The organism is Streptomyces sp. LZ34, assembly GCF_053890475.1.
Genome location: NZ_CM132680.1, coordinates 2,681,254 through 2,706,967, shown reverse-complemented (window position 1 = coordinate 2,706,967; position 25,714 = coordinate 2,681,254). Strand labels below are relative to the sequence as shown.

Here is a 25,714-nt window from a genome sequence, read left to right as displayed (position 1 = left end):
GTCATGCCTTGGTCAGCCACTTCTGCCAGCGGTCGATGGCCATCTCCTCCTGGGTCTTGCCCTTGCCCGCCGAGGAGCCCCAGAAGTCGTTGTCCTGCGGGATGGTCTTGTCCAGGTTGTGCTGGGAGGTGGCCAGCAGCTTCTGCCGCTCGTCGGAGATGTGCCGGTACGCCTCCTGGGTGGTGGGGGCGTACGTGATCAGCTTCGCGAACTCCGCCTGCCGGTCGGGCCGTGAGCAGAACTCGATGAACCGCAGCGCGCCCTCGACGTTCTTCGACCCCTTGGGGATGGCCCAGTAGTCGACCTGGAGGATGGCCTGGTTGAAGGTGGACTGGACATCGGCGCCCTTGCCCACGGCGTCCTGGATACGGCCGTTCCACGCGGCGAGCGCCGAGATCTCACCGTCCGTGAGCAGCTGCACCGACTCCGCGCCGCTCTCCCAGAACTTCAGCACCCGTGAACGCAGTTTGCCTATCTTGGCCAGCGCACGGTCGACATCGAGCGGATACAGGTCCTTCGGCTTCACCCCGTCGGCCAGCAGCGCGATCTCCAGGGTGCAGCCGCCGGGGCCGTTGCCCGGGTACAGGGACCGCTTGCCCGGGAAGGAGGCGTCCCACAGATCGGCCCACCTCGTCATGTCCCCGCCGCCCAGGGCCTTCTTGGAGTAGGCCAGCTGTACGGCGAAGATCAGCGAGGGGACGGCGTACTCCAGGGCCGGGTAGGGGTGGAACTTGGCCTTGAGGGAGGTGTCGTCCCACTGGCCGTAGTCGATCTTCTGGATGAGGCCGGTCTTGGCCCAGGTGGCGACGCGCGACCCGTTGAGGTCGATGACGTCCATGCCCGGCTTGCCTGCCTCGATGGCCGCCTTGAGCTGCGCCGAGGGCGGGGCGATCGACGTTGTCAGCTTGATCCCGGTTTCCTTCTGGAACGGCTCGAAGTACGCCTTGCGCTGGGCCGCTCCCCAGGCGCCGCCGCCGTCGTAGACCACCAGGCCGTCCGACGAGCCGGAGCCCCCGGCGGAGCTGGACTTGCCGACCTGGTCCGGGTTGGCGCAGGCGCCGAGGCCGAGGGCGGCGATGCCGGCGCCCGCTCCGAAGAGCAGGTTTCTCCGGCTCAGGGCGGAGGGTGTCAGATGGTTCATGGAACTGTCCCTATCTCGCACGGGGGATGGTCCGGCGCTGTGCCGGAGGGGATCGATGCCGGGCGGGTGGCCGGTGGGGGTCAGGGGCGCCGGGGGAAGAGCCGGGCGGCGTCGGCGCCCCAGCTCAGATGGACGGTGTCGCCGACCTGGAGCCGGCCGGTGCGTCCGTCCGACAGCAGCTCGACCGCGAGCTGGGCGCCGACGGTCTCGCACACCACCGAGGTGGTCGCGCCGCTGAAGATCACCTCGCTGACGGTGGCGGGCAGCGAGGTGTCCGACGGCTTGTCGGCCAGCGCGATCCGCTCCGGCCGCACCGTCAGGCTCACCTCGGCACCCGGCGCCGGGGGTTCGGCGTCCGCCGGGACCAGGGCGGGCAGCTCGCGGTCGGCCACCGCGACCGTCGCCCGGCCCGGCCCGCCGCTGACGACCTTGGCGGCGATGACGTTGGTACGGCCCAGGAAACCGGCCACGAACTCGCTGGCGGGCGCCTCGTACATGCCGGTCGGGGTGTCGTACTGCTCGATCCGGCCGTCCTTGAGCACCGCGATCCGGTCCGCCATGACCAGTGCCTCGTCCTGGTCATGGGTCACGTACAGCACGGTGGTGCCCAGCTCGCGGTGGAGCCTGCGGATCTCCAGCTGCACCTGCTCGCGCAGCTTGCGGTCCAAGGCGCCCAGCGGCTCGTCCATCAGCAGCACCGGGGGCCGGAAGACCAGCGCGCGGGCGAGCGCCACACGCTGTTGCTGGCCGCCGGAGAGCTGGTGTGGGCGGCGCTCGGCGAAGGGGCCGAGGTCGACCAGGTCGAGCGCCTCGCGCACGGCGCGCCGTCGCTCGGCACGCGGCAGGCCGCGCATGCGCAGCGGGTACTCCACATTGCGTGCGACGCTCAGGTGGGGGAAGAGGGCGTAGCGCTGGAAGACGATGCCGAAGCCGCGCCGGTGCGGAGGGAGCCGGGTGACGTCGTCGCCGTCGACCAGGATCCGGCCGCCCGAGGGCGTCTCGAATCCGGCGACGGACATCAGCAGGGTCGTCTTGCCCGAGCCGCTGGGGCCGAGGAGGGCTACGAACTCGCCGGCCCCGACCTCCAGGTGCACGTCGTCGATCGCGGTGAAGCCCCCGTAGGCGGTGGTCACATGATCGATCGTGACCGGGGCCCCGTGGAAGTCAGTCGAGGTGAGCTGCTGTGGTGCCACAGATCGTCCCTATGGTGAGCATGTGCATTTTGATCATGTCGAGGTAGTCGGGCAGGTCCACGCGCTCGTCGGGCATGGTGTTGTACCGGCCGCCGGGCCCGCAGACGACCCCGTCCATGCCGGCCTGCCGAGCCAGATGGGCCGCGTCGCTGCCGAAGAAGCAGCAGGGCCGCAGGGCCCCGGTGGGCTGCGGCTCGCCGCGCACGTGCCGGTAGACGTCGTTGACCGCGCGCACCACCGGTGAGTCCGGGGAGGTCTCGAAGGCGGGGAACTCCGGTCGTCCGGTCTCCTCGCTGAGGCGCTTGACCGTGGCCCGCAGCCCGGGGAACTCCTGCTCCACGCCGCACAGCACCTCGGTGATGTCCGCCAGCACGCTGTCGGGCGTCTGACTGGGGGCGTAGCGGGCGGTACCGCTCATCCGGACGAAGTCGGCGACCTGGGGCGGGCGCCACTCGTGGAAGTCGCGGGACAGCGCGCCGCGCACCACCCCGACGTTGGCGCGGTTGACCGACAGATGGTCCGGGCTCGCCGCGCCGCTGAAGGTCATCGCGTTGAGCCGGGGAACGAGCCGGCAGGCCGCCTCGATGGCGTCCACCGCTTCCTCGCGCTTGGACAGATGGCGGGTGACACCGGTGAGTTCGACGGCGAAGTCGACGGCGCCCGCGTGGAGGGTGAGCGCCCCCAGGTCGGTGGGCTCACAGTTGACGAAGTAGTCGGCGCGCACCCCGCTGTTCAGCATCGCCACGGTGCCGACGCCGCCTTGCAGTTCACCGACCACGAACGTGAGGACCACATCGCCCTTGGGCCTGACGCCCTGGCTGATCAGGGCCTCCACCGCCGCCAGGTACGAGGCGCAGCCGGCCTTCATGTTGGACACGCCCAGGCCGTAGACGAAGTGCTCGTCGACCAAGCCGCCCCAGGGGTCGACGGTCCAGCCCTCGGTGACCGGGTTGGTGTCCAGATGCCCGTTGAACATCAGGCTGGGGCCCTCCCCGGTGCCCCGCCAGACGCCGATCGCGTTGAACCTCCCCGGCGACACCTCCTGGAGCCGGGCATCCAGGCCGAGGGCGCGCATCCGCTCCACCAGCATGCCCGCCAGCTCGCTCTCGCCGGGGGTCTCGGTACGGCTGTCCATCCGCACCATCCGCGTGAGCAGATCGATGGCCGCCGCGGTGTCCAGGCGGCTGGTGTCCATGACGAGGCCGCTGCCGCCGCCTGGTTCGTGCTCGCGGGCGCTGGGGGCCTCGGCCTCCGCCCGGGGGGCGATGCTGCTCACGCTTCTCCTTGTCCGCGGGTACGCTCGGGGTCCATACGGTAGAGAATTGTTGAACAACTCCACAAGGGAACAATGTGTTAAACGATGAGCCGGATATGTCAACGGCATGTTTCAAGCATTCGAGCGAAGGGCGGGGTGCGGTGGCGGCACTGAACGACGACGGGATACTGCGCCGACTGGAGGACGACCGTGGGCTGCTGGCGCGAGTGAACGCCGCCGAGCAGGTCGCGGACGTGCTGCGGACGCGCATCCTCGAGGGGCTGCTGTCGCCGGGCACCCGGCTGTCGGAGCACTCCATCAGCACCGCGCTGGGCATCTCCCGCAACACCCTCCGCGAGGCGTTCCGGCTGCTCAGCCATGAGCGGCTGCTGGTTCATCACGCCCATCGCGGCGTCTTCGTCCGGGACGTGACCGCCGAGGACGCGCGCCGGCTCTACCAGGTGCGCCGGGTGATCGAGGGTGCCGCGATCCGTGAGGTCGCCGCCGCCTCCGACGCCGCGCTGGCCGCCATCGACGCGGTCGAACGGGAATGCGCCGAAGAGGCGGCCGAGGGGCGCTGGCGTGAGACCGGCTCGGCGAACATGCGCTTCCACCTGGCGGTCACGGACCTGGCCGGCAACCCTCGGATGACCGAGATCATGCGCGGTGTCCTGGCCGAAGTGCGGCTCATGTACCACATCTTCGACGACCGCGAACGGTTCCAGAAGCCGTATGTGCCGCTGAACCGCCAGGTGTGCGATCTGTTGCTGGCCCGGCGCGGGGAGGAGGCGGAGCGGGCGATGGTCGACTATCTACGGCGGGCGGAGGCGCAGATCGTGGAGGAGTACGCCCGTCTCGGCGCCGGCCCGGAGGGCTGACCGGCCCGGCCCGGCGCCGGCCCGGCCCGCTTCCGGATGGTGCTGGGGCGGGCCGGGCGACCCGTCAGCGAGGCGTCGCGCTCGGCGCCGGGGCGTCCGCGTGGCCGCCGGTCCCCGCCCCCTCGCGCGCCGGCCCGCGCAGCACCCCCGCCCCCACCACCAGTCCCAGCGCCAGCACCATCACCACACCGAACGAGGCCGTCAGCGAGGTCGCGTCGGCGATCGACCCCATCGCGGCCGGAGCGATCAGGCCCGAGGTGTACGTGATCGTGGCGACGCCCGCGATCGCCTGGCTGGGAGCCGGCCCGCTGCGTCCGGCCGCCGCGAAGGCGAGCGGGACGACCACCGCGATGCCCAGGCCGAGCAGGCCGAATCCGGCGATGGCGAGGGCGGGGCCGGTGGCGGCCACGACCAGCGCGCCGCCGGCCGTGGACAGGACGCCGCCCACGCGTACGGTCCGTACCGCGCCGAAGCGGCCCACCACCGCGTCGCCGACGAGCCGGGCCGCGGCCATCGTGCAGGAGAAGGCCGTGGTGCAGGCGGCGGCGAGGCCGGGGGAGGAGTCCAGGACGTCCCGCAGATAGACCGCCGACCAGTCCAGGCTCGCGCCCTCGGCGAACACCGCGCAGAAGCCGACCGCACCGATGAGCAGCGCGGAGCGGGGTGGCAGGGCGAAGCGGGGCGGTGGGTTCTCCTCGGGGGCGCTGCGCAGGTCGAGCACCCAGCGGCAGGCGACCGCGCCGATCAGGGTGAGCACGGCGGCGGCGAGACCGAGGTGCAGCCGGGCGTCCGTGCCGGCGTGGGCGGCGAGCGTGCCCGCCGCCGAGCCGAGCAGCGCTCCGACGCTCCACATGCCGTGCAGCCCGGACATGATGGAGCGGCCGAGACGGTTCTCGATCTCCACGCCGAGGGCGTTCATGGCGACGTCGGCCATTCCTGCGGCGGCGCCGTAGACGAACAGCGCGCCGCACAGCCAGACCAGGCCGGGCGCGAGCGGGGGCAGCGCCAGCGACAGACACCACAGCGCGAGCAGCCCGCGCAGGGCGGCGCGGGCGCCGAAGCGGTGGCTGATCCGCCCGGCCAGGGGCATCGCGACGGAGGCCCCGACCGCGGGGAAGACCAGCGCGAGGCCGAGCAGGCCCGCGCCGAGGTCCAGGTGCTCCTGGAGCCAGGGGACGCGGGTGGCGAAGTTGCCCGTGACCGCGCCGTGGACGGCGAACACGACCGCCACGGCCACCCGCGCCCGGCGGAGTGCCTGCGCCTCCGTAACGCTGCCCATGTCTGCTGCCCACCCTCCCGGAGACGCGATTCGCCCACGGAAACTATCAGGAAGGGTCCCTGATAGATAGAGTCCGAATGAGCGGTGCCTCTGAAAGGATCCCGCCATGACGTCGACGCGCGTGCCCCTGGCGGGCCGTACCGCCTCCCCGAGTACGGCGCGGGTCATCAACGACCGCCTCGCCCTGCACCTCCTCAAGGACGAGGGACCGCTGACCGCCGGCCAGCTCAAGTCGCTGACCGGGCTGTCCCGGCCCACCATCGCGGACCTCGTGGAGCGGCTGCGGGGCGCCGGGCTGATCGCGGTGGTGGGGGAGGCGGGCGCGGAGCGCCGGGGGCCCAACGCCCGGGTGTACGGCATCGTCGCCGACAGCGCGCATGTGGCGGGCGTGGACGTCCGGGCACGGAGCGTCGCGGTCTGTGTGGCGGATCTGCTGGGCAACATCCTCGCCGAGGCGTCGCTGCCGGTCGCCGCGGACGCCGAGCCCGCGCGGGCCGCCGCGGCCACGGTGGACCTCGTGCGGCGCACGGCCCGGGAGGCCGGGGCCGAGCGGCTGCACCACATCGGCATCGGCGCCCCGGGGCTCGTCGATCCGGCGACCGGCGAACTCGCCGCCACCGATGCCCTGCCCCGCTGGCACCGTGAGCTGAGCACCGCCCTGCACGGCGGCCTCGGGGCCCCGGTGCTGCTGGAGAACGAGGTCAACCTGGCCGCCGTCGCGGAGCAGCGGCTCGGCGTGGTCCGCGACCGGGACACCTTCGTGCTCCTGTGGCTCGGCCATGGCGTCGGTGCGGCCGTCGTGCTCGACCGGGTGCTGAGACGCGGCGCCTCCGGTGGGACGGGGGAGATCGGCTTCATGCCGGTGCCGGGGACGTCCGGACTGCCGTCCGCGACGGGTTGCGAGGGCGGCTTCCACTCGCTCGCGAGCAGCCCCGCCGTCTGTGAACTCGCCCGCGAGCTGGGGCTGTCGGCCGACGCGGCGGACGACGCGCCCGCGGCGGAGGCGGTCGTACGGGCCGCGGTGGACGCGGGGGAGCGGGGCGAGCCGTTCCTGGACGCGCTCGCGGGCCGGATCGCGGTCGGGGCGGCCGCGGTGTGCGCGGTGCTCGACCCGGGCTGTGTGGTGCTCGGCGGAGAGGTGGGCCGGGCCGGGGGCACCGCCCTCGCGCGCCGCGTCGAGGGCCGGCTGCGGCGCATGTCGCCGCTGCGCACCCAGGTGCGGGCGGGGGTGGTGGGCGGCGGCGGGGTGCTGCGTGGCGCGGTCCTGACCGCCACGGACGCCACCCAGAACCAGCTGTTCGGCGCCCCTTAGCCGGTCCCCGGCCCGGTGTCGCCCCCGCGACCCGCGGTGCGCTTGTGTTGAGTTGTGCGCGATGTCTTGTCGTGAGCATGGTCCCGACATAGCCTGACCCACGATCGCGATCCTGAATTCTGTTCAGATAGCTGATTGGGGTCCTCGATGGGTGCAACTTCTCCAGTCCGTGGGCCGATCGCCCGCGCCGCCGTCGCCCTCTCCGTCGCCCTTGCCGCGCTGTTCGCCGTCTTCGCCACCCCGGCCGCCCCCTCGGCCCACGGGGCCGAACCGGCCCGCCATCCGGCCCCGGTACCGAAAACCGTGGTGCTCGACGGCCCACGGCTGGCCGTGACCAAGGTGAAGCTGCAGTTGGGGGACGCACGGCTGAAGCGGACCGTACGCGATCTGACCACCCAGGCCGACCAGTGGATGAACCAGGGCCCGTGGACGGTCACCGACAAGGACCAGGTGCCGCCCAGCGGCGACAAGCACGACTACTTCAGCCAGGCCCCGTACTGGTGGCCCACCGAGCCGAAGACCGAAGACAACCCGTACGGCTGCCCCTACGTTCAGAAGGATGGCCAACGGAACCCCGATGTGGACAAGATGACGGACCGTCCCGAGGTGGGCAAGGTCTTCGAGTCCGCCTATGAGCTCTCCCTGGCCTGGTACTACACCGGCAAGCGCGGCTACGCCGAGCACGCCGCCGAGATCCTGCGCACCTGGTTCGTCGACCCCGCGACCCGGATGAACCCCAGCCTGAAACACGCCCAGTTCATCCCCTGCAAGTTCGACGGCCGCTCGATCGGCATCATCGACTTCTCCCAGGGCTTCACCAGCCTGCTGGACGCCGCCGCCATCCTCGACACCGGCGCCCCCGGCTGGTCACGCAGCGACCACGCGGGCTTCCGCACCTGGAACAAGCAGTTCCTGGACTGGCTGGTGAACAGCGACTTCGGCAAGGAGGAGGGCGCCGCCGAGAACAACCACGGCACGTTCTTCGACATGCAGGTCGCCGCCATCGCCGCCGCCGTGGGCGACCGGGACCTCGCCCGCCAGGTCGTCCGCGAGGCCCGGACCAAGCGCGTGGACGCCCAGATCGCGGGGGACGGCACCCAGCCCGGCGAGCTGTCCCGCACCCGCAGCTTCCACTACTCCACCTTCAACCTCGTCGCCTTCATCCGCCTCGCGGCCGTCGGCGAGCACGTCGGCGTGGACCTGTGGCACTACACCGGCCCGGACGGAGCGAACCTCTTCAAGGCCGTCGACCTGTTGCTCCCCGCGGCCACCGGGGCGAAGCCCTGGCCGTACCCGGAGCTGGACTTCCGCGCCTACGCCGCCAGCGACATCGTGCACGCGGCGGCCGACGCGGGCGACCGGAAGGCCAAGGCGGCGCTCCCCGCGCTCCAGGCGCCGCCCGGCGGCGACCTGTGGGCGGTGCGGCCGGCCGTCGAGCAGCTTGACAGCATCGCCACCACTGGTTGACAGGCGGGTGAGGCAGGCCACACTCCCGCGGCTCCAGCTGTGCCGATGTCCCATGGCACACTGGGGCCGTACCAGTGACGTCAGCGCACTCCGGGGTCGGTGAAAATCCGAACCGGCGGTTACAGTCCGCGACCCGTCCGCTGCCAGCGGCCGGTTGACCAGGTGAAATTCCTGGACCGACGGTGAAAGTCCGGATGGGAGGCAGTGCGCGGCGGGAGTAGAGCACCGGTGCGCCGCTGTCGGCGGCCCGCCCCTTGTGGCGGACCGTATCCCGGCTCAGGCGTTCCCCGATGCCGTCTTTCCGCTTCTGTCATCTCGACAGCCCCGGAGTCCGTGCCCGAAGAGGCAGGAGGACCCGGTGGCCACCGCAGCCGAATCCGAAGCGATGCGCCGTGCCGTCGCGCTCGCCGCCCGGGGCCTCGGCCACACCAGCCCCAACCCCGTCGTCGGCTGCGTGATCCTCGACGCCGACGGCCGTACCGCCGGCGAGGGCTGGCACCAGCGGGTCGGCGGGCCGCACGCCGAGATCCACGCCCTGGGCGCCGCCGGTGAGCGGGCCCGCGGTGGCACCGCCGTCGTCACCCTCGAACCCTGTAACCACACCGGCCGCACCGGCCCCTGTGCCCAGGCGCTGCTGGACGCCGGGATCGCCCGCGTCGTGTACGCGGTCGCCGACCCCAACGCCAAGGCCGCCGGCGGGGCCGCCACCCTGGCCGCCGCCGGGGCCGCCGTCGAGAGCGGACTGCTCGCCGAGGAGGCCGCCGCGGTCAACGAGGCGTGGCTGACGTCGATGCGGCGCGGCCGCCCCTTCGTGCTGTGGAAGTACGCCGCGACCCTGGACGGGCGCAGCGCCGCCGCCGACGGCACCAGCCGGTGGATCACCTCCGCCGAGTCCCGCGCCGATGTGCACCGGCTGCGCGCCGAGGCGGACGCCGTCGTGGTCGGCTCCGGCACCCTGCGCGCCGACGACCCGCACCTCGCGGTGCGCGGCCCGGACGGCGCCCGGCAACCGCTGCGCGTCGTACTCGACAGCAAGGCCACCATCGCCCCGGACGCCCGGGTCCTGGATGGCACCGCGCCCACCCTGGTCGCCGTCGCCGAAGACGCCCCCGCCGTACGGCTGCCGGGCGCCGAGACCGTACGGCTGCCGCGCGCCGCGTCCGGGCCGGGCCTGGACATCCCCGCGCTGCTCGGCGAACTCCACGCGCGCGGGGTCCGCTCGGTCCTGTTGGAGGGCGGCCCCACGCTCGCCGGGGCGTTTCTCGCCGCCCGCGCCGTCGACAAGGTCGTCGGCTATCTCGCCCCCGCACTGCTCGGCGCGGGCGCCCCCGCCCTCGCCGACGCCGGAATCACCACCATCACGCAAGCGCTGCGCCTGGAACTGACCGACGTCACCAGGTTCGGTCCCGACCTGCGCGTCACCGCCGTGCCAGCGCCCACCGCCCCTGCCGCACCCGAGGAGAGCTGAGTGTTCACCGGAATCGTCGAAGAACTGGGCGAGATCGTCGCCGTCGAGAACCTCGGCGACGCGTCCCGCTTCCTGGTCAGCGGCCCCGTCGTCACCGAAGGCGCCAAGCACGGCGACTCCATCGCCGTCAACGGCGTCTGCCTCACCGTCGTCGACCTCGAGGACGGCCGGTTCTCCGCCGACGTCATGGCCGAGACCCTGGACCGCTCCAGCCTCGGCGCCCTCACCGTCGGCTCCCGCGTCAACCTGGAGCGCCCCATGGCGCTCGGCGGGCGCCTGGGCGGCCACTTGGTGCAGGGTCACGTCGACGGCACCGGCACCATCGTCGAGCGCAAGCCCTCCGAGCACTGGGAGATCGTCAAGATCTCGCTCCCCGCCGGCCTGAGCCGCTATGTCGTCGAGAAGGGCTCCATCACGGTCGACGGCATCAGCCTGACCGTCGTTGACGCGGGCCCCGACTACTTCACCGTCAGCCTCATCCCGACGACCCTCGATCTGACCACCCTGGGCGTCAAGCAGGCCGGCGACCCGGTCAACCTCGAAGTGGACGTGCTCGCCAAGTACGTCGAGCGGCTGCTGGGCAAGGACGCGGGGGCTGTCGCATGACCGCCCCCGCCGACGAGGCCCAAGGGCCCATGGACAGCGTGGACAGCGTGGACAGCGTGGACAGCAGGAACACCAGGAACACCAGGAAGCGACACATGACCCCCTTGCAGAGCGTGCAGGCCGTGCAGAGCCTGCAGAACGCTTCCGAGTGGCCCGACGAGCTGGCGCTCGACTCCGTCGAGCGGGCGATCGCCGAAATCGCCGCCGGGCGCCCCGTCGTGGTCGTGGACGACGAGGACCGGGAGAACGAGGGCGACCTCATCGTCGCCGCCGAGAAGGCCACCCCCGAGATCGTCGCCTTCATGATGAGCGAGTGCCGCGGGCTGATCTGCGCCGCCATGGACGCCGCCGACCTCGACCGGCTGCGGCTGCCGCAGATGGTGGCGGAGAACTCCGAGTCCATGCGCACCGCCTTCACCGTCTCGGTCGACGCCACCGCCGAACACGGCGTCGGCACCGGCATCTCCGCGGCCGACCGGTCCGCCACCCTGCGCCTGCTGACCGATCCGCACAGCACCCCCGGCGACTTCGCGCGCCCCGGACACATCTTCCCGCTGCGCGCCCGCGAGGGCGGCGTGCTGACCCGCGACGGCCACACCGAGGCCGGCGTCGACCTCGCCCGGCTGGCGGGGCTGCGCCCGGCCGCCGCGATCTGCGAGATCGCGGGCCCGGACGGCACCATGCTCCGCCTGCCCGAACTGGTCTCCTTCGCCCGCGAGCACGGGCTGGCGATCATCTCCATCGAGGCCCTGATCGCCTACCGCAGGGCCACCGAGCCCACCGTGCGGCGCGAGGCCGAGACCCGGCTGCCCACCGCCTTCGGCGACTTCCAGGCGTACGGCTACCGCTCGACCGTCGACGGCGTCGAGCACATCGCCCTCGTCCAGGGCGACATCGGCGACGGCGAGGACGTCCTGGTCCGCATCCACTCCGAGTGCCTGACCGGCGACGTCTTCGGCTCGCAGCGCTGCGACTGCGGCCCCCAGCTGCACGCCTCCCTGGAGCGGGTCACCGCCGAGGGCCGCGGCGTGGTGGTCTATCTGCGCGGCCACGAGGGCCGCGGCATCGGGCTGCTGTCCAAGCTGCGCGCGTACGAGCTTCAGGAGCTGGGCCGCGACACCCTCGACGCCAACCTCGAGCTCGGCCTGCCCGCCGACGCCCGCGACTACGCCGCCGGCGCCCGCATCCTCGCCGACCTCGGCGTGCGCTCGCTGCGCCTGATGACCAACAACCCGGAGAAGACCGCGGCACTGGTCCGGCACGGGCTGCGGGTCACCGGCCGGGAGCCGATGCCCATCCAGGCCGGCGAGCACAACCTGCGCTATCTGCGCACCAAGCGCGACCGTATGGGCCACGACCTGCCGTGGCTGGAGAGCGGCCACCCCCAGCCGATGTCCGCCTGCGGCAACCAGTAGCCACGGCCCCGCACCAAAAGCGACACCCGCACCAAAAGCAACATCCCGCACCAGAGCGACACCCCGCACCAGAGCAACACCCGTACCAAGGAGAGACGTAGACGTGAGCGGTAAGGGAGCCCCCGAGCTGTCCGTGGAGAACTGCGGAAACCTGCGCGTGGCCGTTGTGGCCGCCCAGTGGCACGCCCAGGTGATGGACGGACTCGTCGACGGGGCGCTGCGCGCGCTCCGCGAGCTGGGCATCGACGAGTCGACCCTGCTGCGCGTGCCCGGCAGCTGGGAGCTGCCGGTGGTCGCCAAGGTCCTCGCCGGCCGCGGCTACGACGCGGTGGTGGCCCTGGGCGTCGTCATCCGCGGCGGCACCCCCCACTTCGACTATGTGTGCCAGGGCGTCACCCAGGGCCTCACCCAGGTCAGCGTGGACACCGGGGTGCCCATCGGCTTCGGCGTGCTGACCTGTGACACCGAGGAGCAGGCCCTGGACCGGGCCGGGCTCGAAGGGTCGAACGAGGACAAGGGCCACGAGGCCGTCACCGCGGCCGTGGTCACCGCCGCCACTCTGCGGTCGGTCTCCGAGCCCTGGCTCTGAGTCGCGTACCGCGGCCCCAGTAGGATGACGGGCATCATGCCCAAGAAGACGTTCGAGGAGCTCTTCGCCGAGCTTCAGCAGAAGGCCCTCACGGCCGATCCCGCGACCTCCCGCACCGCCGACCTGCTTCAGTCGGGCGTGCACGCCATCGGCAAGAAGGTCGTGGAGGAGGCCGCCGAGGTGTGGATGGCCGCGGAGTACGAGAGCGACGCCGCGGCCGCCGAGGAGATCTCGCAGCTCCTCTACCACCTCCAGGTGATGATGATCGCCCGGGGCCTGACCCTCGACGACGTCTACGCTCACCTCTGAGCACGCCCAACCCAACCCTCGCCCACACGTAAGGAAACAGGTCTCATGCTGCGCATCGCCGTCCCCAACAAGGGTTCACTGTCCGAGCCTGCGTCGGCGATGCTCCATGAGGCGGGCTACCGGCAGCGCAAGGACCGCAGGGAACTGGTGCTCGTCGACTCCGACAACGACGTCGAGTTCTTCTTCCTGCGCCCCCGCGACATCGCCGTGTACGTCGGCTCCGGCCGCCTCGACATCGGCATCACCGGCCGTGATCTGCTGCTCGACTCCGGCTCCCAGGCCGAGGAGATCATGCAGCTCGGCTTCGCCGGATCGACCTTCCGCTATGCCACCCGGCCCGGCACGGCGAAGGACGTCAGCGAGTTCGGCGGCATGACGGTCGCCACCTCCTTCTCCGGCCTGGTCACCAAGCACCTCGCGGACAACGGCGTCGACGCCGCCGTCGTGCACCTCGACGGAGCCGTCGAGACCGCCATCCAGCTCGGTGTGGCCGAGGTCATCGCGGATGTCGTCGAGACCGGCACCACCCTGCGCAACGCCGGCCTGGAGATCATCGGCGAGCCGATCCTGGAGTCCGAGGCGGTCGTCATCCGCCGCACCGGCGCCCCCGCCGACGACCCCAAGGTCCAGCAGTTCCTCCGCCGGATGCAGGGCGTGCTGGTGGCCCGGCGCTACGTGATGATGGACTACGACATCCGCGTCGAGCAGGTGGAGCGGGCGGTGGCCCTCACCCCCGGCCTCGAGTCGCCCACCGTCTCCCCGCTGCACCACGAGGGCTGGGTCGCGGTCCGCTCGATGGTCCCCACCAAGGACGCCCAGCGGATCATGGACGAGCTGTACGACCTGGGGGCGCGGGCCATCCTGACCACCGGCATCCACGCCTGCCGCCTCTGAGCCCCGGACATTCCCGCACCAGACCACCGTTCCTCTCACGGAGAGACCCCACGCCACGTGTCCGCCTCTGAGCCGGCGCCCGCGCAGCCCCCTGCCGGGCTCCCCGCCCTCCCCGTCACCTTCCGGCCGACCCGCACCCGGGCCGTCCTGCTGACCACGGGGGTCGCCGTCGTCGTCGTCCTCACGGCGGTCGCCCTGCTCTTGGAGGGGCTGAACCCGGGGGAGAAGCTCAGCTTCGTCTTCACCGGTCTGCTGTTCTTCGGTGTGCTGGCGCTGCTCAGCCGGCCCAAGGTGGTCGCCGACGCCGACGGGGTGACCGTCGTCAACCTGACGACCAAGCGCCGGCTGGCGTGGGCGGAGGTCCTCCGGGTCAATCTGCGGCCCGGCGACCCGTGGGTCTACCTGGACCTCTCCGACGGCACCAGCCTGCCCGCGATGGGCATCCAGCCCGGCATCGCCAAGTCCCGCGCCATCGGCGACGCGCGCGCCCTGCGGGCGCTGGCAGAGGAGCACGGCACGGACCGGTCGGGCCGGGGGCACCCCCAGCGGTAGCTGGGGGCGAGCCGCCGAAAAAAGAGAGGGCCGCCGCTCGATCGGCCCTGTCCGGGTCCCGGGGCCTGCCCGGAAAGCCGGATCCTTGATTACTCTGTTGCGGGGGCGCTGCCAGCGCCCCGGCCCGTACCACCTGTCCGTGCGCCGCCCGGCCCACCCCGGCAGGCCCCTGCGACCCGAGGAGTGACTCCCTCCAGAGATGGACGGATCGTCCTGTAGTACCTGCGCCGCCCCTCACCTGACGGCGGCGGCATGAGTACCACCCTGTCCCTTCTGCTGCTCGCCGCAGCACTCGTTCTGATCCTCGCCAACGGCTTCTTCGTGGCGGCCGAATTCGGCCTGGTCACCGTCGAGCGGCCGGACGCCGAGCGGGCCGCCGCCGAGGGCGACCGCCGGGCCGGCACCGTCGTCGAAGCCCTGCGCGAGCTGTCCTTCCAGCTCTCCGGCACCCAGCTCGGCATCACGATCACCTCCCTGGTGGTCGGCATGCTCGCCGAGCCCGCGCTGGGCGAGCTCCTGACCCCGCCGCTGACCGCGACCGGGCTGCCGCACGGCGCCGTCTCCGGCGTCGCGGTCGTCGTGGGCATGCTGGTCGCCTCCGCCGTCCAGATGATCGTCGGCGAGCTCGTGCCCAAGAACTGGGCCGTCTCCCGGCCGCTCCAGGTCGCGCGGTTCGTCGCCGGGCCGCAGTACGCCTTCGCCCGCTTCTTCCGCCCGGTCATCGCCCTGCTCAACACGGTCGCCAACCGGCTGGTGCGGGCGTTGGGCGTCGAGCCCACCGAGGAGCTGGCCTCGGCCCGCACCCCCGGCGAGCTGGTCTCCCTGGCCCGCCACTCCGCGCGGGCCGGCGCGATCGAGCAGGACACCGCCGACCTGTTCGTACGCACCCTCTCCCTTGGGGAGCTGACCGCCCAGCATGTGATGACCCCCCGCGTCCGGGTCAGCGCCCTCCAGTCCTCCGCGACCGCGGAGGACGTGCTCAACCTGACCCGCGCCACCGGGCTGTCCCGCTTCCCCGTCTACCTCGACCGCCTCGACGAGGTGATCGGCATGGTGCACCTCAAGGACGCCCTCGCGGTGCCCTCGGAGGAGCGGCTGCGCACACCGGTCGCGCGGATCGCCCAGCCCCCGCTGCTCGTCCCCGAGACGCTGCCCGTCCAGCCCCTCCTGGAGCGGCTGCGCAGCGAACAGCCGATAGCCGTCGTCGTCGACGAGTACGGCGGCACGGCGGGCGTGGTCACCCTGGAGGACATCGTCGAGGAGCTGGTCGGAGAGGTGCGCGACGAACACGACGACGAGGCCGCGGACACCCCGGACCTGATGCCGGCCGCGGCCGAGGACGGCCGCCCCGCCTGGGAGGCCGACGGCGGCTGCCGCGTCGACACCCTGCGCCGGATCGGCCTGGAGGCGCCGGACGGGCCGTACGAGACGGTGGCCGGCCTGGTCGCCGACCTCCTCGCGCGGATCCCGGCCGTCGGCGACACCGCCGAGCTGCCCGGCTGGAAGCTCTCGGTCCGGCAGGTCGGGCACCACCGGGCCGAGCGGGTGCGGATCATACGCACCGGCACCGTAGCCGGGGCGGCCGCCGCCACCGGCACAGTCACAGCAAGCGGCGCCGTCACCGGCGACGCGCGGGGGGCGGAGCGATGAGCCTGGTCCAACTTCTCTTCGCCGCTCTCCTGGTCCTCGCGAACGGCTTCTTCGTCGGCGCCGAGTTCGCCCTCGTCTCCGTCCGCCGCAGCCAGATCGAGCCGCGCGCGGCCGAGGGCTCGGCCCGCGCCCGTACGGTGCTCACCGGCCTGGAGAGCCTGCCGCAGATGATGGCGGCCGCGCAGTTCGGCATCACCATCTGCTCGCTGACGCTCGGCGCGGTCGCCGAGCCGACCGTCGCGCACCTACTGGAGCCGGTCTTCCACGCCGTCCATCTGCCCGGCGGTCTTGTCCACCCCCTCGGCTACGCCATCGCGCTCGCGGTGGTGGTCTGTCTGCACCTGGTCATCGGCGAGATGGTGCCGAAGAACCTGGCCATGGCGGCCCCCGAGAAGACCGCGCTGTGGCTCGGGCCCGGCCTCGTCGCCTTCGCCCGGCTGTGCCGGCCGGTCACCGCGCTGCTCGGCGCCTGCGCCCGGCTGGTGCTGCGGCTGTTCCGGGTGGAGCCCAAGGACGAGGTCGAAGCGGTCTTCACCAGCGAGCAGCTCACCCACCTCGTCGAGGACTCCCGGCAGGCCGGGCTGCTCGACCCCGGCGAGCACGAGCGGCTCGCCGACGCCCTGGAGCTGGGCAGCCGCCCGGTCACGGATGTGCTGCTCGACCCGGCCGGCCTGGTCACCGTCGACCCCTCGGTCACGCCCCGGCAGATCGAGGAGCTGACCGTACGGACCGGCTACTCCCGTTTCCCGGTGCGCGGGGCCGGCGGGGCCTTCATGGGCTATCTGCATGTGAAGGACGTCCTGGACCTGGAGGCCAGGGAGCGGGCCGTACCCCAGCACGTGTGGCGTCCGATCGGAACGCTGCGGGCGGAGCTGCCGCTGGACGACGCGCTCACCGTGATGCGGCGGGCGGCCGCGCACCTGGCGGCCGTCGCCGACGCGTCCGGGAAGGTGCTGGGGCTCGTGGCCCTGGAGGACGTCCTGGAGATGCTGGTGGGCGAGGTGCGCGACCCCTCCCACCGGGGCGGGACCCGCGACCGCGTGGCCGAGCCCCGGGGCGAGGCGGCGCCGTCCCCTGCCGAGGCTTCTTCCGAGGCTTCTGCCGAGGCTGCGGCGGCCTCGGCAGAGGAGGAGCGGGCGATGGTCGGCTGAGCGGGGGCACCCGCTCGGCCAAGGGCCCTCGCGCTGCGGCAGACAGTGCCTGCCTACCCCAGCGGCGGGTCCTGCGGGTCGCGGTACATGGGGCCGCGGCCCGAGAGGACCTCTCCGTAGGCCTGCATCAGATCCGGCAGCCGCAGCGTGGCGAGGTCCTCGCGGGTCGGCGCGCCGGTCCAGCCGGACAGCCGCAGATCCCGGTAGGCGCAGCTCTTCTCGTACAGGGTCCGGAGAAACCGTCCGTTGCCCAGCTCGTCGATCCAGCCCTGGTCCACGACGTGCCCGCTGATGGAGCGCAGCTCCTCCACCGCCTCCTCGTCCCACATGTCGTCGTTCTCGGCGGCCAGGACCTCGCCGATCCGGGTGAGCTCCAGCGGGCGGTAGCTGGGGAAGTCGACGCGCGTCGTGAAGCGCGAGCCGAGGCCGGGGTTCGCGGCCAGCAGCCGGTCCATGCCCTCGGGATAGCCGGCGAGGATCACCACGAGGCGGTCGCGGTTGTCCTCGGCGCGCTTGAGCAGCACCTGGAGCGCCTCGTCGCCGTACGCGTCGCCCTTGCTGTAGCCGGAGTTGGACAGGGAGTACGCCTCGTCCACGAACAGCACTCCGCCGAGCGCCGAGTCGATCAGTTCATTGGCCTTCACGGCGGTCTGGCCGAGGTACTCGCCGACCAGATCGGCGCGCCCGGCCTCCACCAGATGGTCGCCGCCCAGCAGTCCGAGCGCGTAGAAAACGCGGCCGAGGATCCGGGCGACCGTGGTCTTGCCGGTGCCGGAGGGGCCGGAGAAGACGAAGTGCCGCTTGGGCGGCTGGACCGGGAGGCCCTGCCCGGCGCGCAGCCGGGCCATGTGGAGCTGTGCCGACAGCGCGCGCACCTGCCGCTTGACGGGCTCCAGGCCGACCATGCGCTCCAGCTCCTGAAGCGCGTGCTCCAGCAGGACCGGGTCGGAGGGGCCGGGCTGCGGGGGCACGCCGGCCCGCACGCGCGGGCCGTCGGCCGCCACCACGGGGGAGCTCACCAGCGGGGGGCCCTCCGGCTCCGGGCCGGTGGTGCGCAGCTCGCGGCCGTCCGGCGGGTCGGCCGTGACCAGCGGGTCGGGGTCGGCGGCGGGGGCGTCACGGCCCTCGGCGGCGTCCTGGCTGCCGAGTCCGGCCAGCGATACGGCGGCGAAGTCGGCGGTCTCGTCCAGGCCGTCGCCCTCGGCTATGGCCGCGAGCCGGGCCGAGGTGTCCATGAAGGTGGGGTCGATGCGGTGCACCGCGCGGTAGAGGGGGAGGGCCGCGGCGCTGCGGCCGGTGCCCTCGTGGGCGCGGGCCAGCCAGTAGCGCAGCTCCTTGCGCTGCGGTTGCTCGCTGCGGCAGCGCATCAGGGCGGCGGAGAGCAGCGGTTCGGCCTGGCCGAACATCTCGAGGCGCACCCGGGCCATGCCGCCGAACAGCCCCGCCTCGATGCCCAGTAACGCGTCGTCCAGCAGCGGCTCGGTGTGCCGGACCAGCTGCTCCCAGTCCTTGACCAGATAGGCCCGGCAGGCGTGCAGAAAGCGCGCCTGCGGATCGGCCTCCACGGGCGGGCAGCCGGCCAGGGCCCGGTCGAGCTCGGGGACGTGGCGGCCGTCGAGCCAGTGGGAGGCGTGTGCGAGCAGCAGGTCCCGGCTGGTCTCCAGCACCGGCTGGACCCACCAGCCCAGCCAGTACCAGGAGTTCAGGGTGCGGTGGTGGCGGGCGCGCTGCTCGCCGAAGCGGTCGCGGTGCCGGTACATCCGCAGCAGCGCGGTCGTGGTGTCGGCGCGCAGCGCGTGCAGGCCCAGCCAGGCGTCGGCCATTCCGGGGTCGTGCCGCACCGCGGCCCGGAACTCGTCCTCGGCCTGCGCGTACCCGCCCATGGTGTAGGCGTCGACGGCGCGCAGCCAGGCGAGATCGGCTGGGGCGTGCGAACTCTGCGTGCCGAAACCCATCACGTCCCCCACAAACCCTGCCCCCGTGGTTGCCGCAGGGGCGGCTGCCCCGTTTCGCATCGTACCTGCGCAGGCCGCACGGGCCGAGGGTGCCGCACGGCTGTTCGTGTCCAACTTGCCTGGCCGGGCGGCGTGCGCGGGGGCGCGGACGGGGCGCGAAAGGCCGGAAGGCGCTGGTCACCGAGGGTGAGGGGGCTGTGGAGCAAAAGCGGCGGAAAGGGACCTCCGGCGGGCCCTCGGAGGGCCTCCCGGACAGGACGAAGCCCCCGATCACGGGGGAACAACCGGGGGCTTCGCGTTGTGGGGCGACTCGTACGAGTCGCACATTGAGAACGTAAGACCTGTATGGGCCCCGGGTCAAGCCAAGTTGGGGCGCGCGTCGCGGGTCTGGAGCGCCGATCGGGTGCGGCCCGGCCGCGCCTGGTCACACAGCGTGAGGCCGAGGGGAGGTTCGGGCCGCCACGGCGGGCCCCGTCAGCAACTCGTACCCCTCTCTTCGCTGCACTACCAGGGTTTCGGCATACGGGCGCGAGGGATCCACGGCGAAATGCGTACGTTCGGCGAGAAGCCAGCCGTCCCAGAATGTGGACATCTCCGGGCCGTCCCGCAGCTGTCCCCGCCGCCAGGACTCCACCTCGGGCAGTTCCATCCACAGCAGATGCGCGAGTTGCGGGCGCAGGGCGCGGCGGCCGCTGCCCACGCCCTCGACGAGCACCACGGGAGCCGGGTCGAGCCGCCGCCGGGGGCCGGCCGCGAAGCGGCGCTCCACCCAGTCGTACGGGGCGTACCGGGCGGCGGCGCCGCGGGCGAAGGGGGCGAGGACCTGCTCGCGCAGCCGCCCGGTCCAGGCGAACAGTTCCTCGTGGGTGGCGAGGTCGTCGGTGTGCAGCACGGGGGCGCCGCCGAGCGCCGCCGCCAGCCGCCCGGCGAACGTGGTCTTGCCGGACCCCGCGTGCCCGTCCACCGCGACCAGCCGCACCGGCCCGCACGAGGGCGGCAGGGCGCGCAGCCGCCCGGCCAGCGCGTCGAGCGCCGGGGCGGCGAGGGGGCCCAGCGGGGCGGGTGGGGCGGTGGTGCGAGACAGGTCCATCGCCGACCACCTTACGGCCGCCGCCCCGGGCCGGTCGCGCGGCCGTTTTCCGGCTCCGCTCGCACGCCACGTCCGCTCTGCTTCACTCCAATGGTCCACGCCAATATTGATGAGGCGCCGAGCCGGGAATCACTGGCCTGAAGCCATTCGCAGCGGCCATAGTTGTGCGACTGTCGCGCACTCGCGGCCCACCCGGACGACGACTGGGGGAACCCCGCATGACCAGATCCGGAGACGGATTCACACCTCGCCGCACCGTGCTCGCCGCCGCCCTCGCCGTCACCGGGGCGGCCGCGCTGTCCGCCACGGGCACCGCGGCCGCCGAGGGGGTGCGCCCGGCGGCCCGGCCCGCCCGCAAAGCCGCCGCCCCGGCCGTCGGCTACCACGGCTGGACCAGCCTCGCCGACTGGCGGGCCGGAGCCGGCGACGGCATCCGCGTCGAGGCCGGAGCCCGCCCGGGCGTGGTCATCTCCCGCCCCGCGGGCACCGCCGACTACACCGATCCGCACACCGGCACCACCGCCGCCTGGGAGTACGCGACCTGGACCTCCCCGGTGCACACCCTGCCCCACCCGGCCACCGAGGCGATCGTCTCCTGGAACGCCCGTACCCCGGCCGGCACCTGGATCCAGGCCGAGCTGAAGGGCACGTACACCGACGGCACCGACACCCCCTGGTATGTGATGGGCCGCTGGGCGTCCGGAGACGGCGCGGACTCCATCCGGCGGACCTCGGTCGACGACCAGAGTGACGACAAGAGCTCGGTGTGGACCGACACCTTCGCCATCGACGACCCGGCGAGCGGGCTGCGGCTCGCCTCGTACCGGGTGCGGCTCACCCTCTACCGCAAGCCCGGCAGCGGCCTGACGCCCACGGTCTGGCGCGTGGGCGCGATGGGCTCGGACGTCCCCGACCGCTTCGAGGTGCCCGCCTCCACCCCGGGCCTGGCCGGCGGCCGGGAGCTGGCCGTACCGCGCTACTCGCAGGAGATCCACAAGGGCCAGTACCCGGAGTACGACAACGGCGGCGAGGCGTGGTGCAGCCCCACCTCGTCCCAGATGATCGTCGAGTACTGGGGCCGCCGGCCCACCGCCGGGGACCTGGCCTGGGTCAACCCCGACTACGCCGACCCGCAGGTCTGTCACGCCGCCCGGTACACCTTCGACTACCAGTACGAGGGCTGCGGCAACTGGCCGTTCAACGCCGCCTACGCCGCCACGTACCGCGATCTACAGGGCGTGGTCACCCGGCTCGGCTCGCTGAACGACGCCGAGAAGCTGATCGCCGCCGGTATTCCGGTGATCACTTCCCAGTCCTTCCTCAAGGAGGAGCTGACCGGAGCCGGTTACGGCACCGCGGGCCATCTGATGACCGTGATCGGCTTCACCGCCGACGGCGACGTCATCGCCAACGACCCGGCGTCGGCCGACAACGCGGCGGTCCGCCACGTCTACAAGCGGCGCGAGTTCGAGAACATCTGGCTGCGCACCAAGCGCTACAACGCCCAGGGCGCGGTGGCCTCCGGCTCCGGCGGCGTGTGCTACCTGTACTTCCCGGCCAAGCCGACCGCGAGCCAGCGCCGGGCCCTGCTGGAGCTGGGCATCCGCTGAGCCCGCCGGCGGCGCCCGGCCCCCGGCCCTCCGGCCCCTGGGCGCCGCCCTCGCCCCTTCCTCGCCCCACTCTGCCCTTCTGTCCTGACCCGCCCCGACCCGCCCCGGCCATGATCCGAGGTGCGGGCGGCCCCCGGGCTGCCCATCCTGGACAGGGAGAGGTCGTCGCCCGCAGCGCGAGGAAGGGTGAATGTCCATGGCCCCCCAGCCCGAGCCGTCTCTGTTCCGGATCCCCGCGACCCATGCTCCGTCCGGCCCGCCGGTCGAGCCGGACGGTGGACACAACACATCCGCGGATCACCGAGAGGACGGAGGTGATGGGCGATGAGCATGCCCGTCCGACGAACACGAAACGAGGGCGCGTTGGAGCGCCAGCGCGGCTGGGTACGCAGTCCGCTGGCCGAATTCGACGATCTGCTCAACCAGATGGGCGGTCTGCTCGAATCCACGGTCGGCGGCGCGGTGCCGGGCGCCGGCCTGGCGGCCTGGACGCCGTCCGCCGACGTGTCCGAGACCGATGAGGCCTACCACGTACAGATCGAGCTGCCCGGCGTCAGCCGTAAGGACGTCGATGTCGAGGTGAGCGGGCAGGAACTGGCCGTTTCGGGGGAGATCAAGGAACGGGAGCGCGCAGGCGTCCTGCGCCGCAGCACTCGCCGCACCGGCCGCTTCGAGTACCGGATGCGGTTGCCGGGCGAAGTGAACACCGAGGGCGTCAAGGCGGCCATGTCCGACGGCGTGTTGGCGATCGACGTCCCCAAGGCGGAGACCACCAAGCCCCGCCACGTCGAAATCACCGAGGCCGGCGAGAGCAGGCGCGGCTGAACCCGCCGATGGAGGCTCTGTCCCGCGGCGGGACCGCCCCTTCGGGTGTGTTCCGCCGCGGTCGGCGGACAGATGAACCGCGATGAGCGGGTAACCGTCCGAGTATCTGTCCGGCTTCTCCCGGCTTTTCCGTTCCTGGCGCCGAAAACGACCAAGAAGCGGACTAGTGATTTCCACTTCACGCTCCACAATGGACGGTCGATCAGTAATCTCGGCTCAGCAGCGGGTTGCCCTGCCGCTATTCGTCATGCTCCACTTCCCCGAGGACGCGGACGACCCTGAGGGCGGCCCCGGAAGCCGGAAGAGGGCGAGGAAGTGCAGGACGTGTACTGGCGGCCGAAGGGCGACGACGGCGACGGCGTAGGCGATGACGCGGCGGCTCATGACGGCCTCGCCGCGGCGGGGCCCGCGATATGACCTCCGGGCCGGACGGCGGGCGGAGACCGAGAGAGAGCACGGCGGAGAGCGCTGCGGCCCCGGACGCCCGGGTCAGGCGGTTCGCGGAGGTCTGGAGCTGCGCCGTCCACCCGGTGGCGGCGACGACGCTGACCCGTGCCGAGTTCGAGGCGCGCCTGGTGCCGCTGGCCCACCGGCTGAGCGCGGCCCTCGGCTCCCAGCCCTTCGACACCGCCCCGGCGTACGAGGTCGGGGCCGCGCTGGTGGCCGCGCAGTGCACCGAACCCGAGGCGCTGCCGGTGATCCTGGGCGCGATCGACAGCCATCTGGTGCCGCACTGCCCGCCAGGTGAGCCGATGGCCGAGCCTATGGCGGAGGGCGAGGCGCGGGCCCGCTGCACCCGGCTCCAGCACGCCCTCGCCGCCGGCTTCGTCCGCGAGCTGAGGAAGCGCGAGCGCGATCAGCACGAGGCCATCTCGCGCGCCGCGGAGGCCGCCCGCACCGAGGCCGAGAAGGCGCTGCACGCCAGCGAGGCCAAGTTCCAGGCGGTGTTCGAGGGCGCGGTCGTCGGCGTCGGGATCTGCGGTCTCGACGGCCAGATCCTGGTGGTCAACGACGCCATGGCCCGGATGTTCGGCGGCATGGACTTCTTCCGCCCCGGCCGCAACGTCAACGAGTTCGTCCACCCCGACGACGCGCCCGGAGTCCACGAGATCTACCGCGAGCTGGTGACCGGCCGGCGCGACCACTTCCGCGTCGAGAAGCCCCACTACCGCGACGACGGCAGCGTGCTGTGGACCAATCTCACGGTCACCCTGCTCCGCGACTCCACCGGCGCCCCGCAGTACCAGCTCACCCTCGCCGAGGACATCACCGAGCACCGGCTGCTGCGCGAGCGGCTGCGCTACGAGGCCACCCATGACGAGCTGACCGGGCTGCCCAACCGCACCCTGTTCCTCGAGCGACTGGACAAGGTGCTGGCGGGGGAGGCCGACGCCGAGCGCTTCGGCGTGTGCTACCTGGACCTGGACGGCTTCAAGTCGGTCAACGACAGCCTCGGGCACATCGCGGGCGACCGGCTGCTCAAGGCCGTCGCCGAGCGGCTTCAGGACAGCGCGGCCTCCCCCGACGAGCTGCTCGCCCGCGTGGGCGGCGACGAGTTCCTGGCCCTGGTCACCGGCCCCACGGCCCAGCAGGACTCCACCGCGTTCGCGCGCCGGATGCTCGCCGCCCTGGAGGAGCCCGTCCGCGTCGACGGCCGCGAGCTGCTCGTACGCGCCAGCATCGGCGTCGTGGACGGCCTGGCCGGCGAGCTCAGCCGGGCCGAGGTGCTGCGCAGCGCGGACATCACCATGTACCGGGCCAAGGCGGCCGGCGGCAACCGCTACGAGCTCGCCGACGCCGACTCCAACGCCCGGGTCATCGCGCGCCACAGCCTGACCAACGGCCTGCCCGCCGCCCTGGAGCGAGGCGAGTTCTTCATCGAGTACCAGCCCCTGGTGCGGCTGGCCGACGGCACCGTACGCGGCGCCGAGGCCCTCGTACGCTGGCTCCACCCCAAGCACGGCGTGCTCGGCCCCGACCAGTTCATCCCGCTCGCCGAGGACACCGGGCTGATCGTGCCGCTCGGCCGCTGGGTGCTGGAGCAGGCCGCCCGGCAGGCCCGCGACTGGCAGGACGCCGCCGCGGACGACGACGAGCAGCTGCGGGTCAACGTCAACCTCTCGCCCTGCCAGCTGAGCCACCCCAGCCTGGTCTCCGACACCGTGGCCGTCCTGGAGGACGCGGGGCTGTGCCCGAGCGCGCTGTGCCTGGAGGTGACGGAGAACGACCTGATCGGCGTGGACGAGGACGCGCTGCGCCCGCTGCGCCAACTGGCGGACCTGGGCGTGGACATCGCCCTGGACGACTTCGGCACCGGCTACTCCAACCTCTCGTATCTGCGTCGGCTGCCGGTCTCCACGCTCAAGCTCGACCGCTCCTTCACCCGGGGCATGCAGCGGGCCCCGATCGACCCGGTCGACGTCAAGATCGTGGAGGGCATCGTCTCGCTCGCCCGCACGCTCGACCTGGCGGTGACGGTGGAGGGCGTGGAGACCGCGGTGCAGGCCGAGTGTCTGCGGGGCCTGGGCTGCGACACCGCCCAGGGCTGGTACTACGCCCGCCCCGGCCCGCCCGAGCGCCTCCACACGCTCGCCCTCGCCGACGCGAGCTGACGCGAGCGTCGGCCCCGCGTCAGCCCGGCGGGTCCAGCAGCCGGGAGCGGATCAGAAACCGGACGCCCTCCGGGGCCTCCAGGGAGAAGCCGCTGCCCCGGCCCGGCACCACATCCACCGTCAGATGCGTATGCCGCCACCGCTCGAACTGGTCGGCCGACATCCAGAACCCGACCGGCTCCGCGACGCCCTCCACGGTCAGCTGCCCGAGCAGCACATCCGCCGCCCCGGTACGGAACTCGCCCAGCGGATAGCACATCGGCGCGCTGCCGTCGCAGCAGCCGCCCGACTGGTGGAACATCAGCGGGCCGTGCGCCTCGCTCAGTCGCCGGATCAGCTCCGCCGCGGCCGGGGTCAGCGCGACCCGGGACACCTCGGTCATCGGAAGAACCCCCCGCTTCTTGAGGGTCTGCTGGCGACACACAGTGTAGGCGGTGCTGTCGACGCTGTCGCCAGGTCAGCT

The 25,714-nt window shown here is 72.6% G+C and carries 22 protein-coding genes and 1 riboswitch; of the genes, 15 read left to right on the top strand and 7 right to left on the bottom strand.

Annotated features, from left to right (window positions below; genetic code table 11):
* Position 1 precedes the first annotated feature (1 nt).
* The 3 genes from ACWY4P_RS09840 to ACWY4P_RS09830 form a co-directional block, all read right to left on the bottom strand.
* Positions 2 to 1,141 (bottom strand): ABC transporter substrate-binding protein, encoded by a 1,140-nt coding sequence (locus tag ACWY4P_RS09840; protein WP_456209959.1) that lies wholly within the window; start codon positions 1,139 to 1,141, stop codon positions 2 to 4.
* Positions 1,142 to 1,221: 80 nt separating this feature from the next.
* Positions 1,222 to 2,274, bottom strand: coding sequence for an ABC transporter ATP-binding protein (locus ACWY4P_RS09835; protein WP_456209958.1), 1,053 nt, complete (start codon positions 2,272 to 2,274; stop codon positions 1,222 to 1,224).
* A 31-nt stretch (positions 2,275 to 2,305) separates the two neighbouring features.
* Positions 2,306 to 3,610: a M20 family metallopeptidase gene (locus tag ACWY4P_RS09830; protein WP_456209957.1), complete on the bottom strand. Its 1,305-nt coding sequence runs from the start codon at positions 3,608 to 3,610 to the stop codon at positions 2,306 to 2,308.
* Between the two features lie 140 nt (positions 3,611 to 3,750).
* Between ACWY4P_RS09830 and ACWY4P_RS09825 the strand changes: the two genes are divergently transcribed.
* Positions 3,751 to 4,467 carry a GntR family transcriptional regulator gene (locus tag ACWY4P_RS09825; protein ID WP_456209956.1) on the top strand — a complete coding sequence of 239 codons (717 nt, stop codon included), beginning with the start codon at positions 3,751 to 3,753 and terminating at the stop codon, positions 4,465 to 4,467.
* A gap of 64 nt (positions 4,468 to 4,531) precedes the next feature.
* Here the strand turns inward: ACWY4P_RS09825 and ACWY4P_RS09820 are convergent, their stop codons facing one another.
* Positions 4,532 to 5,746 (bottom strand): MFS transporter, encoded by a 1,215-nt coding sequence (locus tag ACWY4P_RS09820; RefSeq protein WP_456209955.1) that lies wholly within the window; start codon positions 5,744 to 5,746, stop codon positions 4,532 to 4,534.
* Positions 5,747 to 5,852: 106 nt separating this feature from the next.
* Here ACWY4P_RS09820 and ACWY4P_RS09815 point away from each other — a divergent pair, with 106 nt between their 5' ends.
* From ACWY4P_RS09815 to ACWY4P_RS09765, 11 genes are all read left to right on the top strand, one after another.
* Positions 5,853 to 7,058, top strand: a complete 1,206-nt coding sequence (locus ACWY4P_RS09815; protein WP_456209954.1) for an ROK family transcriptional regulator — start codon at positions 5,853 to 5,855, stop codon at positions 7,056 to 7,058.
* A 147-nt stretch (positions 7,059 to 7,205) separates the two neighbouring features.
* A complete protein-coding gene (locus tag ACWY4P_RS09810; protein WP_456209953.1) occupies positions 7,206 to 8,525 on the top strand; it encodes an alginate lyase family protein in 1,320 nt (439 codons plus the stop codon).
* Between the two features lie 81 nt (positions 8,526 to 8,606).
* Positions 8,607 to 8,737: riboswitch (FMN riboswitch) on the top strand.
* Between the two features lie 146 nt (positions 8,738 to 8,883).
* Positions 8,884 to 9,993 (top strand): bifunctional diaminohydroxyphosphoribosylaminopyrimidine deaminase/5-amino-6-(5-phosphoribosylamino)uracil reductase RibD, encoded by a 1,110-nt coding sequence (gene ribD / locus ACWY4P_RS09805; protein WP_456209952.1) that lies wholly within the window; start codon positions 8,884 to 8,886, stop codon positions 9,991 to 9,993.
* On the top strand, positions 9,994 to 10,599 hold the full coding sequence (locus ACWY4P_RS09800; protein WP_456209951.1) for a riboflavin synthase: 606 nt from the start codon (positions 9,994 to 9,996) through the stop codon (positions 10,597 to 10,599).
* Positions 10,600 to 10,694: 95 nt separating this feature from the next.
* Positions 10,695 to 12,014 (top strand): bifunctional 3,4-dihydroxy-2-butanone-4-phosphate synthase/GTP cyclohydrolase II, encoded by a 1,320-nt coding sequence (locus ACWY4P_RS09795; protein ID WP_456212871.1) that lies wholly within the window; start codon positions 10,695 to 10,697, stop codon positions 12,012 to 12,014.
* Between the two features lie 103 nt (positions 12,015 to 12,117).
* Entirely contained in the window at positions 12,118 to 12,603 is a 486-nt protein-coding gene (ribH, locus tag ACWY4P_RS09790) for a 6,7-dimethyl-8-ribityllumazine synthase (RefSeq protein ID WP_456209950.1), read from the top strand.
* Positions 12,604 to 12,639: 36 nt separating this feature from the next.
* Complete coding sequence (locus ACWY4P_RS09785) at positions 12,640 to 12,912, top strand: phosphoribosyl-ATP diphosphatase (RefSeq protein WP_014174926.1); 273 nt, start codon at positions 12,640 to 12,642, stop codon at positions 12,910 to 12,912.
* A gap of 45 nt (positions 12,913 to 12,957) precedes the next feature.
* A complete protein-coding gene (hisG, locus tag ACWY4P_RS09780; protein ID WP_456209949.1) occupies positions 12,958 to 13,806 on the top strand; it encodes an ATP phosphoribosyltransferase in 849 nt (282 codons plus the stop codon).
* Between the two features lie 57 nt (positions 13,807 to 13,863).
* The gene (locus tag ACWY4P_RS09775) at positions 13,864 to 14,358 is read left to right on the top strand and encodes a PH domain-containing protein (RefSeq protein WP_456209948.1); all 495 of its coding nucleotides are present in this window, start codon (positions 13,864 to 13,866) and stop codon (positions 14,356 to 14,358) included.
* 252 nt (positions 14,359 to 14,610) lie between these two features.
* Positions 14,611 to 16,008 carry a hemolysin family protein gene (locus ACWY4P_RS09770; RefSeq protein WP_456209947.1) on the top strand — a complete coding sequence of 466 codons (1,398 nt, stop codon included), beginning with the start codon at positions 14,611 to 14,613 and terminating at the stop codon, positions 16,006 to 16,008.
* Entirely contained in the window at positions 16,005 to 17,159 is a 1,155-nt protein-coding gene (locus tag ACWY4P_RS09765) for a hemolysin family protein (RefSeq protein WP_456209946.1), read from the top strand. Before ACWY4P_RS09770 ends, ACWY4P_RS09765 begins: the two co-directional genes overlap by 4 nt.
* 53 nt (positions 17,160 to 17,212) lie before the next feature.
* On the opposite strand, the gene ACWY4P_RS09760 is transcribed toward ACWY4P_RS09765, so the two are convergent.
* Both ACWY4P_RS09760 and ACWY4P_RS09755 read right to left on the bottom strand, forming a co-directional pair.
* Positions 17,213 to 19,114 (bottom strand): AAA family ATPase, encoded by a 1,902-nt coding sequence (locus ACWY4P_RS09760; protein ID WP_456209945.1) that lies wholly within the window; start codon positions 19,112 to 19,114, stop codon positions 17,213 to 17,215.
* A gap of 424 nt (positions 19,115 to 19,538) precedes the next feature.
* Positions 19,539 to 20,204 carry a uridine kinase family protein gene (locus ACWY4P_RS09755; protein WP_456209944.1) on the bottom strand — a complete coding sequence of 222 codons (666 nt, stop codon included), beginning with the start codon at positions 20,202 to 20,204 and terminating at the stop codon, positions 19,539 to 19,541.
* Between the two features lie 218 nt (positions 20,205 to 20,422).
* On the opposite strand from ACWY4P_RS09755, the gene ACWY4P_RS09750 reads away from it, so the two are divergent.
* The 3 genes from ACWY4P_RS09750 (at position 20,423) to ACWY4P_RS09740 (ending at position 25,251) form a co-directional block, all read left to right on the top strand.
* Complete coding sequence (locus tag ACWY4P_RS09750) at positions 20,423 to 21,814, top strand: peptidase C39 family protein (RefSeq protein WP_456209943.1); 1,392 nt, start codon at positions 20,423 to 20,425, stop codon at positions 21,812 to 21,814.
* A gap of 324 nt (positions 21,815 to 22,138) precedes the next feature.
* Complete coding sequence (locus ACWY4P_RS09745) at positions 22,139 to 22,639, top strand: Hsp20/alpha crystallin family protein (RefSeq protein WP_456209942.1); 501 nt, start codon at positions 22,139 to 22,141, stop codon at positions 22,637 to 22,639.
* Between the two features lie 413 nt (positions 22,640 to 23,052).
* Positions 23,053 to 25,251 (top strand): putative bifunctional diguanylate cyclase/phosphodiesterase, encoded by a 2,199-nt coding sequence (locus tag ACWY4P_RS09740; RefSeq protein ID WP_456209941.1) that lies wholly within the window; start codon positions 23,053 to 23,055, stop codon positions 25,249 to 25,251.
* 19 nt (positions 25,252 to 25,270) lie between these two features.
* Here ACWY4P_RS09740 and ACWY4P_RS09735 read toward each other — a convergent pair whose 3' ends face one another.
* Positions 25,271 to 25,633 carry a DUF779 domain-containing protein gene (locus tag ACWY4P_RS09735; protein ID WP_456209940.1) on the bottom strand — a complete coding sequence of 121 codons (363 nt, stop codon included), beginning with the start codon at positions 25,631 to 25,633 and terminating at the stop codon, positions 25,271 to 25,273.
* Positions 25,634 to 25,714: the final 81 nt, after the last annotated feature.